At 42.7% G+C, this 14,679-nt stretch carries 7 protein-coding genes; all 7 read left to right on the plus strand.

Features of this window, described 5'->3' with window-relative positions; translation table 11 throughout:
* Positions 1–125 precede the first annotated feature (125 nt).
* The 7 genes from QJ048_RS05505 to QJ048_RS05535 all read left to right on the plus strand — a co-directional run bounded on the left by QJ048_RS05505 (position 126) and on the right by QJ048_RS05535 (position 14,677).
* Positions 126–5,108 carry a LamG-like jellyroll fold domain-containing protein gene (locus QJ048_RS05505; protein WP_282333331.1) on the plus strand — a complete coding sequence of 1,661 codons (4,983 nt, stop codon included), beginning with the start codon at positions 126–128 and terminating at the stop codon, positions 5,106–5,108.
* 55 nt (positions 5,109–5,163) lie between these two features.
* Positions 5,164–6,051 carry a PorP/SprF family type IX secretion system membrane protein gene (locus tag QJ048_RS05510; protein ID WP_282333332.1) on the plus strand — a complete coding sequence of 296 codons (888 nt, stop codon included), beginning with the start codon at positions 5,164–5,166 and terminating at the stop codon, positions 6,049–6,051.
* A gap of 376 nt (positions 6,052–6,427) precedes the next feature.
* Positions 6,428–7,864 carry a glycoside hydrolase family 28 protein gene (locus QJ048_RS05515; RefSeq protein ID WP_282333333.1) on the plus strand — a complete coding sequence of 479 codons (1,437 nt, stop codon included), beginning with the start codon at positions 6,428–6,430 and terminating at the stop codon, positions 7,862–7,864.
* A gap of 222 nt (positions 7,865–8,086) precedes the next feature.
* Positions 8,087–8,866 (plus strand): rhamnogalacturonan acetylesterase, encoded by a 780-nt coding sequence (locus QJ048_RS05520; protein ID WP_282333334.1) that lies wholly within the window; start codon positions 8,087–8,089, stop codon positions 8,864–8,866.
* 9 nt (positions 8,867–8,875) lie between these two features.
* Positions 8,876–11,041, plus strand: a complete 2,166-nt coding sequence (locus tag QJ048_RS05525) for a hypothetical protein (protein ID WP_282333335.1) — start codon at positions 8,876–8,878, stop codon at positions 11,039–11,041.
* 33 nt (positions 11,042–11,074) lie between these two features.
* Complete coding sequence (locus QJ048_RS05530) at positions 11,075–12,205, plus strand: glycoside hydrolase family 88/105 protein (RefSeq protein WP_282333336.1); 1,131 nt, start codon at positions 11,075–11,077, stop codon at positions 12,203–12,205.
* A 129-nt stretch (positions 12,206–12,334) separates the two neighbouring features.
* A complete protein-coding gene (locus tag QJ048_RS05535; protein WP_282333337.1) occupies positions 12,335–14,677 on the plus strand; it encodes a hypothetical protein in 2,343 nt (780 codons plus the stop codon).
* The last annotated feature ends 2 nt before the right edge of the window (positions 14,678–14,679 follow it).

Genomic DNA, 14,679 nt, shown 5'->3' on the forward strand with positions numbered 1-14,679 from the left:
TGTTAAGTAAAGTATGTAGTCGCTTTGTTTTTTTAATGTCGGAAAAAACTGCGCTTGCAGTTTTGAATCTTGAATTAACCTCGTTCATTACTCTAAAAAATAACTCTACACAATCAAAACATGCCATGAAAAAAAAGATTGCTTTTTTTAAACTCACCAGTATGTTTGGCCTGCTCTGTCTTCTGTTGTTGACAGCGGGCTCTTTAAAAGCGCAGACACTTGCGTTCCCCGGAGCAGAAGGCTTTGGCCGTTTTGCAACCGGAGCAAGGGGCGTTACTACTCCGGAAGTATATATTGTTACCAACCTCAATGACAAGGGTACAGGCTCTTTCCGGGATGCGGTAAGCAAGCCCGGCCGTATTGTGACATTTGCCGTAGGCGGTATCGTAACACTCGCGTCAGATGTTGTTGTGTCACCAAACGTGTACATTGCCGGACAAACTGCTACAGGTAACGGTATTGTTTTCTTTAATAAGAGAGTAACTTTTTCCGGAGCAAGCAACACGATCTCACGTTTCATACGTGTTCGTTTGGGTGCGACCGGCAATTCAGGCAACGATGCATCGGGCCTCGCAAACGGTGCCAACATGGTATTTGACCACATGTCCATCTCATGGGGCATGGATGAAAACTTCTCCATCAATTGGGATGGAAAAGGTTCACCATGTGATAACATCACCATTCAGAATTGTATCATTGGCCAGGGATTGTTTCGTGAAAACCACTCTGCTGGCGGCTTGATACAAACTCCTGATGGTGGTAGAGTGAGCTTGCTGAAGAATTTATACATCAGCAACAAAACACGTAATCCTAAAGTGAAGGGCGTGAATGAGTTTGTAAACAACGTCGTGTACAACTATGGTAACGGTGGAAGACTTGCTGATGATTTTACTTATCCATGGGCAGCAGATGCTTACATTATGGGTGGTTCATCAGGCACGTCGGAAGTAAACGTAATCAATAACTATTTTGTTGGCGGACCACTTACACCGATTAGCAAAACAACTCCATTCTCAAGAGGAACCGGAACGTTCAATATATATGGCGCTGGAAACTTTTTTGATAACAACCAAAACGGAGTGCTCGATGGAGCGCTCGTGCCATTTGATGAAAATGGTTATCCCGGTATAAGCGGGGATGCCTTTAAAACACAGGCATTTCCTTACCCACAGGCGAGTCCGAAAATGACTGCTGAACAAGCTTATCAATACATCATCGACAGCGTGGGTTCTTGTTATCCACGCCGCGACCAGGTGGATCAGTGGATGGTTGATGAAGTGAAATCAAAAGGAACTAAAGGCATGTATGTTTATCGCGAAACAGATCTGCCTCTGTCAAACGGAGGGCTCGGTGACGTATACAGTGGTGCGGCTCCCTTAGATACAGATGCTGATGGTATGCCCGATGCATGGGAAGATGCGAATGGATTAAATAAAAATGACAAGGCAGATGCTGTTAAGCTTAACCTCAGCTATCCACAATATTTAAACATTGAAGTGTACGTAAACTCACTGTTGAGCACAGTTCCTCCGGCTTTGATCAAAGCACCGTCAAACGTAACATTGACAGCTACTTCAGCTGAATTGCCTGCGCCTAACAGTACGGTTGTAGTGAAATGGACAGACAATGAAAGCACTGAAACATTTTTTGTGTTGGAGCGTTCGACAGATGGTGTTACTTATGCTGATATCAATCATCCAGCGGCTAACAGCACGACTTACACTGACAATACAGGACTGATACCTAATACAACTTATTACTATCGTCTTAAAACAGTTTCAGGTACAGATGCTTCAGGATACAGCGTGCCTGTGTCTGTTACGACACCACCAATTCCAAGTGCGCCGACAGTCGCTGCAAACCCTACGCCTGCTAATGGTTTCCAGTATGCAGAAATTAGTGGTGGTAAATTAACCTTGAAGTGGACAGGCAGTGCCAATACAGTAACCTACCAGGTTTTCTTTGGAACCAGTCCGACTGCGTTGACGAAAAAAGCTGACGTAGCTTATGTTGCAGCACCTTCTTATGATATTACCGGTCTTGTAGAAAACACAACCTATTACTGGCGCATAGATGCCATTAACGCAAAAGGTTCGGCAGTTGGTAATGTGTGGTCATTCAGAACGACTAAGTCCATCCCCGCAGGTCTCGTTGGTTTCTGGAGTTTTGATGAAACGTCAGGAGACGACCTTAGAGTAGTTGATTCTTCAACCTACAAAAACGACGGTATTCTTGGTTTGGATGCGGACGATGCAAGTATTCGCATACCTGGCAAGAAAAACAATGCACTTGATTTTGCGACAGCTAATACAAACATGTATGTGGTAAGCGTTCCGCACCAGGATCAATTGTTCCTTGACAAAGGTTCGTTCTCCATGTCATTCTGGATGAAAGCAGATCCATCCAACTTGCCGCAGGATAACAACACGAGTGCTTATCTTTTCTGTAAAGGATCGATCACAAAGAATACTACGACAGGCGCTACAGGTAAGCGTTTTGATATAGAGTTTAAAAATAAACAACTTCGTTTTGCCATTGATGATGACAATGATGTGAACGGTGGAGGTAAAGATGAATTGCAGGCAGATGGTACCGGTTTGTTTATAAATGAATGGGTACACGTGGTTGTGATACGCGATACAGCAGCAAAGAAATTGCGTGCTTATCAGAATGGAACTTTGATAAAAGAAGTTGCTATTGCAAAAGCGCTGTCTGGTATTGGTGAAACAAGTTCTTTGATCATCGGTAACATCGGTGAACTGGAATTCCTTGCTACAACCAACAAGCCTGCGCCATACAAAGGCAAGCTTGATGAACTGAAAATTTACAACTATGCATTGAGCTACCCTGAAGTTGTTACACTTTATTACGGAAGTGCGTTGGCACAAAAGCCTTTCGATCCAACCGTTAACAACACAACGATAGAGGGCTTTACAGATACATTGAAGTTGACATGGTCAGGCGGTGTAAATACAAATAAGTATCAAATGTATTTCGGCACTGATCCTGCCAAGCTCACAAAAGTTTCCGACAGTATTAGTGTTGCCAGCGCATTGTACAACGTAACAGCAATGAAGACGCAGACTAAGTACTACTACCGTATAGATGCTGTAGGCCCACTCGGTACAACAACGGGTGATGTTTGGAATTTCACGACAGGTTTTGAACCGGGTTTGATGGCACACTACGCATTGGATGCTACGAGCGGCGTAGTTGCATTTGACAGCACTAAAGCTGCCAACCACGGAACCATCACAGATGTTACGAATCCAATATGGACGAATGGTAAATTTAAAGGCGGTCTGGGTTTGTCTGCCCCAATAGCAACAGGTGCCATTGTTGTTCCTGATGCACCGCAAATTAGATTTGATGAAAATGCATTCACTATTTCTATGTGGGTGAACATTCCTTCAAACACTTACACAAGTACTAATAACAAGGATTGCTATCTTTTGCAGAAAGGAACATTCGAGGCTAACACCGGTAAATGGTATGGCTTACAATTGAGAGATGGTAAACTGACTTGGGCAATTGATGACGGTATTACTAAAACAAATATTGACATCACCGTAACATCTGGTGCTACCAATATTTTCACGGGCAAATGGGTACATATCGTTGCAATACGTGATGTAAAAAATAAATTGTTGAAGGTATACATCAATGGAGCATCGGCCGGCACAAAAGCTTACACAACGCTTTCTATCGGTAAATCAGATAACCTGTTGATTGGTAACTCTGCGGAGATGAAACCTTTCCGCGATAGTCTGGATGATATCAGAATGTACAACTACATGTTGTCAGATGCGGCTATTTTGAAATTGTACAATGGCCAGGAATTACTGAAGAAAGTTTCTAGTCCAACACCTGCTAATGGCAGTGCTGGTGCAGGTCCAGAAAAAGTGAATTTGTCGTGGTTAGAAACAACAAATAGTGCAACAGGCTTTAACGTGTATGTTGGTACATCACCTGATTCATTAAAAGCGAAATCAACAAACAAAACAGCAACAACCGTATCACTCGATTCATTGAAACCAAACACTACTTACTACTGGAAAGTAGATGCGATGGATGCTGATGGTACTGTGAAAGGCGATGTCTGGTCATTCACTACCGGCAAAGATGTTACGCCTCCAACAGTAGTAACAAAGAACGACACTATACGACTGAGCGCTACAGGTACAGCAACCATCGTAGCTGCAGAGGTTAACAATGGAAGTAATGATGTGTACGGAATTGATTCTTTGTCTGTAAGTAAAACAAGTTTCAGTTGCGCAAACATTGGCAACAACACTGTAACGCTGACAGTCACCGATAAGAACGGTAACAAAGCAAGCAAGACAACTCTTGTTGTTGTGATTGGTAACAAACCTGCAAAACCTGTTATCACGCCGGCTTCTGTAATGATATGTTTTGGCGACAGGACTACATTAGCAGCAGCAGCGGTAGATTCAGCAGTCAGTTATCAGTGGTTGTATAATGGCGCTGCCATTAGTGGAGCAAAAGCGTTGACCTATACGACAACAACACAAGGTCAGTACAACATACTTGCTATCTCAGGGCAGTCTTGTCTTTCAGACACGTCTGCACCGGCTGTCGTAAAGATTAATGGCGATACTGCCTTAACAGTTAGTTCGGATACAACTATCAACAGGGGATCAAAAGCGTTTCTGCGTGCATTTGGTTCGGGAGATATTAAATGGTCACCGTCAATAGGTGTAAGCAATATTTCAGGCAACAGCACTGATGCTTCCCCAATTTCTACAACCACCTATGTGGCAACGCTTACAAACAGCATGGGTTGTAAAGTGAGCAAGTCAATTGTAGTAAAAGTAGAAGCGTCGACACTTACAGAATACAACAAGTTACTTTCTCCTGATGGTGATGGTGTAAATGATAAACTTGTTATTAAAAATTTGAGTGGGTATCCAAACAATCGCATCCAGATCTTTGATCGCGCAGGAAAGCTGGTGTATGAGAAGAACGGATACAACAATGATTGGGATGGAAGATATGATGGACGCATTCTTACAAATGGTACGTATTACTTTGTATTAACTGTAAACAACGAAGTGAAAATTAAAGGTTCAGTAACAATAATTCATTAATAGTAGAGAAGCGGTGATTGACACAACAATCATCGCTTCTCCAAAATAGTAACATATGAAAAAGATCAACAAAAAAGGCTTGCGGACCCTGTTGCTATGTGTGGCTTCTTGTTGCATTGGCGCATCAGCAAATGCACAACATTTTTTCAATAACCCAATCTCACAATATTATCGCGATGGCTATTTGTGGAACCCGGCGCTTGCAGGGCAGAATGGCACCCGCTTGTACGGTCTGTTGAATACATCATGGTCCGGTTTTGAGGGAGCCCCTAAACTCGTCACCTTTGCCGGCGATGCAAAGCTGGGCGAGAAATCTGGCGTAGGTCTCATCATCACGTCCGACAAGAGCGGGATTTTTCAAAGATACCAGGGCGCTGCATCCTATGCGTTCGTTGCGAAGCTGAGTGAGAAAAATAGTTTACGTATCGGTGGTAGTTTGAATTTTTACAAAGAGCGTCTTGATAACTCTGCGCTTACATCCAATGGTCAGATTGACAACACTGCCAAAACCTTCAACGACAAAGGCATGCAGTTTAATGGCGATCTTGGATTATCATTTGAAGGCGAACGTTTTTCAATCGGAGCGACAGGCTATAATATTGGTTCTTACATGCAAGATTCTGCTGGTCGCAGTAGTGACCTCGCGATGGGACAGGTGTTGGCATCTTATAAATTCAATTGCGAAGATGAACGCATCAGCGTTAAACCAATGGCCGCATATAAAATGTTTTATGATCAAAAGAATGTTTTCACCGGCGGTCTGCAACTGGAAATGCAGGATGCATTTCACGCAAGCGTGTACTGGCAAAGTACAGGCAACGTGATGGGTGGACTCGGCATCATGGCCAAAAACCTGGGCGAGATAAACTTCTTCTACAGTTCAAAAAATAAATACAATTACAATCAGCAATACGAAGTAGCGCTGAAAGTAAATATCAAATAGCGATCGTTTACATTGTAGGTGTGATAAGCAGTCTTCATTGAAGGCTGCTTTTTTTTGCCGGTGGGTTACGATTTGGTGCCGCCCCGGTTCGTGCAGCACCAGACCTGACAGGTTTTTAAAACCTTTCAGGTCTCGCAGCCATGGTTCGTGTCCCCACGAACCACAGGGTTGTCAGAGTATGTGTTTCGGTTCGTGAAGACACGAACCGAGGCGGCTTTTTTGCGTTACTTTGGTGCAGCACCAGACCTGACAGGTTTTAAAAACCTGTCAGGTCTGGTTGCCCTGAGCATCTGCTAATTCTTAATTATTTTTCAGGACACAGCAGGACAGCTACAATTTCATAAAATGCTATTTTGTACCTTTAAGATTGTAAGCTATGTCAAATAGAAACCTGTTGTCAAGATTATTGCTATGCTCTGTTGCGTTAACCGTAATCCTCTCTTCCGTTAATGCTCAAACTCCGGATTTAAGCTGGACAAAAAAAGTAGGAACCCGCAGTGTACCTTCTTCTAAAAAAATATTCTCTGTAAATAAATACGGCGCAATAGTAAATGATACAACTAAAGTATCCACTAAAGCCATTCAGGCGGCCATCGATGATTGCGCGAAAAACGGTGGAGGCATTGTAACCTTCAAACCCGGTGTGTATGTAATGGGAAGTGTGTTTGTAAAATCCGGCGTTAATTTTCGCGTCGATAAAGGCGTTACAATTCTGGGCAGCCAGGATTTTGCCGACTATCCTGAAATCGATACACGCATTGCAGGCATTGAAATGAAATGGCCAGCAGCGCTCATCAATGTGATCGATCAGAAAAAAGCAGCAGTTACAGGTGATGGTGTTGTGAATGCAAGAGGTAAATTTTGCTGGGACAAATACTGGAACATGCGCAAGAATGATTACGATCCAAAGGGCTTGCGCTGGATCGTGGACTACGATGCCAAACGTGTAAGAACATTATTGGTGCAAAATTCCAGTGACATTACCTTACAAGGAATTACTTTTAAGAATGCAGGTTTCTGGACAGTGCAGATATTGTACTCAAGCTATGTTTCCGTAGATGGACTGGTGATAAGAAACAATGAAGATGGCAAGGGGCCAAGCACTGATGGCGTAGATGTGGATTCGTCAACCTGGGTGCTGATTGAGAATTGCGATATCGATTGCAATGATGATGATTTCTGTTTGAAGGCCGGTCGCGATGGCGACGGACTTCGCGTAAACAAGCCAACTGAATATGTAGTGATCCGCAAATGCGTTGCTCGCAAAGGCGGTGGATTACTTACGATCGGCAGCGAAACTTCTGGTGGTATCAGGCATGTGTTCGCCACAGATCTTATTGGAAAGGGAACAGGTAATGGTTTTCACATTAAATCTGCTTTCACAAGAGGTGGTACGGTAGAGGATATTCATTTTCAAAACATACAACTGGATAGTGTAGCCACTGCGTTTCATTTCACCATGAACTGGAATCCCTCTTACAGTTATTCAAAATTACCTCCTGCATATAACTACGATTCCATTCCCGAGCATTGGAAAAAGCTATTGCAAAAAGTTGAGCCTGCCCAGGGCACACCTACTTTTAGAAATATTTATGTGTCGAACATTACAGCGAAGGGAGTAAAAAAGATCATCAATGCAGAAGGTATGCAACAGTCGGCGTTGAAAGATTTTCATTTTACAAACGTTCATATTAGCGGAACAGATGCAGGCGAAGTAAGCTTTGCAGATGGCTGGATGTTTAGCGATGTAACACTTACTCCTGCTAACAATGTGCCGTTGAAAGTGAGCAATAGTGGCAATATGAAATTATGAGACAAGTTATTTATCTGGAAACTACTTTGAATTGCCTGTTAACTGAAGGCCGTAAGCAAAGACCGCTTGTCATCCCGACGAAGGAGGGATCTGGGTTTCGCACAAACCTGTATAGGTGAGGCCCTCAGATCCCTCGTTTCTCGGGATGACAAGCAAGAATCTTTTGTTTTTTTCAAAAAACCGATTTTACGAAAAGTCGAAATTGTAATCATAAAATTCTATATGAAAAAATTAAGAACCATATTCCTCCTCGGCATCATCGGGCTACTCGCTTTCAAGATGCTGCAAAATGATAAGCCGGTATTGTACATCATCGGCGATTCCACTGTAAAGAACGGTAATGACACGGGAAGAGATTCGCTGTGGGGATGGGGCAGTTTTATGTACCGGTATTTTGATACAACAAAAATAAGTGTCCGCAATCACGCGATAGGAGGCAGGAGCAGTCGCACTTTTATCAATGAAGGCAGATGGACGAATATCTTATCGGTACTGAAACCCGGCGACTATGTGTTGATGCAATTTGGTCATAATGACAGCAGTCCACTCGATGATACGGCCCGTGCACGCGGCACTATCAGAGGCATTGGAGATGAGAGTAAAGAAATCTACAATCCAATTACTAAAAAACAGGAAGTCGTGTACACATATGGCTGGTACATGCGCAAGTTTATCAGTGAGACAAAAGCAAAAGGCGCTATACCAATAGTGTGTTCACCTGTGCCACGCGACAACTGGAAGAACGGAAGCCTTTCCCGTGATACTGCGGGATATCCAACATGGGCAAAGCAAACTGCGGAATCGCAAAAAGCATTTTACATTGACATACACAATGCGATAGCTGATAAATATGATCAGTTAGGCGAACAAAAGGTAAATGTATTTTTTCCGAAAGATCATACACATACGAATAGAGAAGGTGCTATCTTAAATACAGAAACGGTAGTGCAGCAATTGAAGGATTTGAAAAGCTGTAGCTTAAGAGAATTTATTTCGAAGTAAAGAAGAATAATGATGATCAAAACAAAGTATAGTTTGTACAAAAAAGTATTGGTGCTTGCAGGTGTCTGTTTTATGATGCATGGCGGAACACAGGCGCAGGGAAAGATTGACAGAGAGGCTTTGGTGAAACGTCACAATGTGATCAATGAAAAATATGATTCGCTTGGTTCGCTTACCGTGGGCAATGGTAGGTTTGCGTTCACGGTTGATGTTACCGGTTTGCAATCGTTTCCCGAAGCATATGCAGGCGGTGTAAACCTCGGTACAGAAAGCGAATGGGGTTGGCACAGCTTTCCGAATGTGAACAATTATAAAAGAGAAGATGCGTTAAAAACATACCAGCTCAATGGCAGGGAAGTTAGCTATTCGGTACAGTGGAATGAAGAAGGTATACATAAAAAATCAGGTGATTATTACAGGATCAACGAGCATCGTTTACAGCTTGGAAATCTTGGTTTTGAAATACTGAAGAAAGACAACACTCCTGCCACATTGAAAGATATTCAGAAAGTGGTTCAACAATTGAATGTCTGGACGGGAGAAATCGTTTCTACATTTTTTGTAGAGGGCGAGAAGGTAACCGTAAGTACAGTTTCTAACCAGGAAGATGATATTATTTCTGCAGCAGTTACTTCCTCTTTGTTGAAAGCGGGCCGTCTCAAAGTGTTTGTTCGCTATCCATATCCAACCGGTGCTTTCTTAGATGGTGGTACAAATTACACTGCAGAGGATAAACATGCGTCCTCAATCGTAACGCAAAAAAATGAGTTTGCACGGCTGAAGCATTCTTTGGATACAACAAGCTATTTCACAGAATTATCGTGGAAAGGAAAAGCGTCATTAACCCAAAAGGGAAATCATTATTTCCTTTTAACTCCTCAAAATACTACAGGTCAGTTTTCCTTTAGTTGCAGATTTGGCAAAGCTGAAAAGCAAACAATACCTACATACCTACAGAGCTTGCAAAGCAGTTACGCAGCGTGGACAAACTACTGGAAAAAAGGCGCTGCTGTTGACTTTAGCGGAAGTGCCGATAAGCGTGCATTTGAATTGGAGAGAAGAATTATTTTGTCGCAATATCTTTTGCGAGTACAGGAGTCCGGCAATTATCCGCCACAGGAAACGGGCTTAACGTTCAATAGCTGGTACGGAAAACCGCACTTGGAAATGCATTGGTGGCACTCTGCTCAATATGCATTTTGGAACAGAACGGAGCTATTGCAAAAGTCGATGGATTGGTATAGCGACCCTGTGGTATACGGCAATGCAAAAGCCATTGCGAAAAGGCAAGGCTACGATGGTGTGCGTTGGCAAAAGATGACTGACAATCCGGGCACAGAAAGTCCATCTTCTGTTGGGGCGTTTTTGATTTGGCAACAGCCGCATTATATTTATTTCGCTGAGTTATGCTATAGGAAATTTCATGATAAAGCAACCCTTGAAAAATACAGGGACAATGTTTTTGCGACAGCAGATTTTATGGCTTCCTATGCGCACTGGGACAGCACCAGCAATCGCTATATCCTTGGTAAGGGACTGATACCCGCACAAGAAACTTTCAAAGCAACGGAGACATTCAACCCGATATTTGAATTGACTTATTGGCAATGGGCATTGGCTACGGCACAGGCATGGCGTGTTCGCTGTGGTTTGCCGCGCAATAAAAAGTATGACGATGTGATGCAACATCTTTCTACTATACCGCAAACAAATGGTTTGTACTACCCGGCAGAAAGTGCAACAGATGCTTATACAAATCCAAAATACAAAACGGATCACCCGATAGTTGTTGGTGCAATGGGGATGCTGCCTCCGGTAAAGGAAATGGACACTGCAGTGATGCGTAAAACATTTGACTGGGTATGGAACAACTGGGCATGGCCAGAGACATGGGGATGGGATTTTCCTTTGGTAGCAATGTCTGCGACGCGTCTTGGTATGCCCGATAAAGCGATTGATGCTTTGTTTATGCCGGTCACCACCAACACTTATCTGAGTAACGGGCACAATTTCCAGGACGGAAGATTGCGTATTTACCTGCCAGGAAATGGTGCTTTGCTTTCTGCAGTTGCCATGATGTGCGCCGGCTACGATGGTTGCAATATTGCAGAGCCTGGCATTCCGAAAAACGGCAAATGGAAAGTGAAATGGGAAGGATTGCAAAAAATGCCTTAACCTCCAAAGACTATCTTTACAACACTAACATACATGAACAACCGAAAAAACATTTTAATAGTAGCCCTATTGCTTGGAATAGCGATAGGCGGTTTTGCACAAAAATTGCCGAAGAAAAAGCAGGTGCTGAAATCCATCACACTTGCCAACAGCTACTTTATGCAAAAGTGGCCGGATGCAGGAAAGCCAATCATGACAAACATTGAGCGGCCAAGCAACATCTGGACGCGTGCTGTTTATTATGAAGGACTGATGGCTTTGTACAACGTTGACAAGCAACAGGCTTATTATGACTATGCTGTACAATTTGGTGAAAAACACCACTGGGGCCTGCGCGGAGGTATTGAAACAAGGAATGCAGATAATCAATGTTGCGGACAAACTTATATTGATCTGTATCTTATAGATAAAAAAGAAGAAAGAATAAAAGACATAAAAGCCAGCGTTGATTTAATGAAAGCTTCTTCAAAGATTGACGACTGGAACTGGATAGATGCGTTGCAAATGGCAATGCCTGTTTATGTAAAACTTGGTCACTTGTTCAATGATACAAGCTATTACAACAGGATGTACGATATGTATGCTTACACAAAAAATAAGCAGGGTGTAAATGGTTTGTTCAATCCGGCAGATCATCTTTGGTGGAGAGATAAAGATTTCGTTCCTCCCTACAAAGAGCCAAACGGAGAAGATTGTTACTGGAGCAGAGGAAACGGCTGGGTAGTAGCAGCATTGGTGAAAACATTGCAAGTGTTGCCACAAACAGATCCTCATTATAAAGAATACCTGCAGGATTATAAAGACATGCTGACAGCGTTATTGCCGTTGCAACGCAAGGATGGTTTCTGGAATGTGAGCCTGCACGATTCCACACATTTCGGTGGCAAAGAATTGAGCGGAACAGCTTTGTTTGTGTATGGTATGAGTTGGGGAATCAATAACAATATGATTGACAGAGATACTTATTTGCCTGCTGTAGTAAAAGGATGGAACGCAATGGTAAAAGATTGTGTGCACACAGATGGCAAGTTAGGATTTGTGCAAGGCACAGGCAAAGAGCCGAAGGACGGACAGCCCGTTGGTTATGATAAAACGCCTGACTTCGAAGATTATGGTCTTGGTTGTTTCCTGCTTTGCGGAACAGAGGTCTATAAGTTGAAATAGATTCAACGAAATTTTAAGAATTAATAAGCCTGGCTGCTCGGCCGGGTTTTTAGTTGTAAAAACAAACGGTTGCTAAATAAAAATTCTGAATGAGTTTGTAGATGAAGGTCATCTTATAAATCATATAAAGTGAAAATTATACTTGCCATTTCTTTGCTCCTTAGTTTTCAATTATCAATTGCGCAATCCAAAGAACCGTCGGCTATAATTGCCCATGCATTTAAATATCCTCCCGAAAAGGTTTTTTTACAATTGCAGAAAACGGAGTACGCTTCCGGCGAAACTGTATATTTTAAAGGGTTTGTTTTCTTTAAGTTCGACTTCTCCAAACTGTCGACCAACCTTTACGTTGAGTGCCTGGGTAGAAACAAAGAAGTGATTTACAAAAATGCTTTTCCCATACTAAATGGAACCTCGCACGGTAATTTCGATCTGCCTAAAGATCTGTCAGAAGATATTTATTTTATCCGGGCCTATACAGAATGGTCGCTCAATTTTGATGAAAGGTCCCAGTTTATTCAACCGGTAAAAGTCTTTAATGCTGCGTCAGCAAAGAGGCTGGCGAGCTCGCCCGCATCATGGAATGCTGAAGCTTTTCCTGAGGGTGGAAAGTTGGTCAGTGATGTAGCGTCTAAAATTGTGGTGCGATTAAGTTCGCTTTCATTTTTGCCAACGAGCTGGAAAGGTGTTTTGTATGAAACGAATGATTCATCGAAAGTGCTTGCAAATATTTCTTCGTTAAATAGTGAGATTGGCACTTGCACATTTACACCGTCGGCACGTAAAAACTACAGGATTAAAGTTACTGATGATCAGGATATTTCCCACACCATATCACTGCCTCGTGTCGCGGATAACGGAGTAGCAATCAGTGTGCAGTCATTGCCACAGAAAATCATTTATCACGTAAACCTCAGAGGTGGCGGCAGTTTGAAGGACTACAGGATCTTTGCCTACCAGGGAGCCGACGAAGTGTATAATGCAATGATCAGTGCTCCGCGGCAGGAAGTTGAAAGTGCCATAAAGCTTGATAGTTCAGTGAAGGGCCTCGTTAACATTGTTGTTTTTAATGACAAGGATTCGGCGGTTGCCGAAAGGTTATGTTTTGCAAATCTTGATCTCTGCAAAGTGCAGGCGCCATCAATTGACTACACCCACGAGTCTACAGACTCGGGTCAATTCAGTACGCTTTCTATAGCGCTTGATACTACGATAAAGAACAATACCGTTGTTGAAATAATTAAAAGCAAAATTCCTGTTGTTGACAGTGCCAACAATATGTTTGGCGCTTTTTGGTTGGGCGGAATTACTTCTTTACCTCGAAACACACTGCAGCTTTTTGCAGATGCAAACAGTCTCCAGAATACAATGCTTGATAATTTTTTAGTTTGTACATCTTCATGGCATTTCGGCTGGGATAAAGTGCCAACAGGATTTATCAAATTTGAGCACATGCCGGATACTTATTTAAGCTATCGTGGTTACGCTTTTCGTGGCGGCAAGGCATTGAGCAATACGGCAATAAACATGCTCATTTACAACGACAAGGGAGCAAAGCAAAACATAAAAACGGTTACTGATAGTCTCGGAACCTTTGCGATCAAAGCGGCATATTTTTATGATTCTGCAAAGCTTTACTTCAATTGCATTGATCCGAAAATTAAGGATGTGAAAATTGTTGTGAAAAGATATGCTCCGGTAAATCCGTACCTGCGCAAGCTGCCCGAAATCAATTATACTTTGCAGGACAGGACTGCAAATAATCCCGGTTACGTTCCGGCCGTTATCAGCTATCAGCCTGCTGAGCTTTTGAAGGGGAAAGACTCCGCCAAAGGAACACTTAAAGAAGTTGTAGTAACTGCCAAAAAGAGATCGCCTACAGAAGAGTTGAATAGAACCCTTAGTACACCAGTGTTTCATGAGCCAAGCGAAATTGTGTTCGACTTTGTGAACCAGGACCAGGACATGGGAGGAGGCGTTATGGATTTTTTAAATGGACGGGTTCCGGGCTTAACGGTTGATGGTGAGGAGGCAATAATGAGAGGAAGGGCCGTGAAAGTTTACATCGACGAATATGAAGCGCAACCCGGACAGCTTGAGTCGCTGCCGTTGTCGTCCATAGCGATGGTAAAGGTGTTGCGAAACGCCTACTTGTTGGGAACCAGCTCTGCTATTGCGGTCTATACAAAGAATGCAAGCCTGTTTAAAGATGCACCCGTTAAACCGAACCAGGATTATGTAACGATCTATGGTTATCCTCTGCTGAAAGAGTTTAACTCAAAAGATCAAAATGGAGCTTTTAGTTTCGAAAACAAAATGCCTGTGTTATATTGGAACCCGGTTCTGCCTTCGTCAGATAAGAATGAGAAGATCCGGTTTTACACAGGTTCCGTAAAAGATGAGACAAAGATTTACTTTTTTGGATTGATCAATAATAAACCGGTTTACATAAGCAGAAGTGTCACCGAATAATT

Source organism: Pinibacter soli, assembly GCF_029961145.1.
GTDB classification, from domain to species: domain Bacteria; phylum Bacteroidota; class Bacteroidia; order Chitinophagales; family Chitinophagaceae; genus Pinibacter; species Pinibacter soli.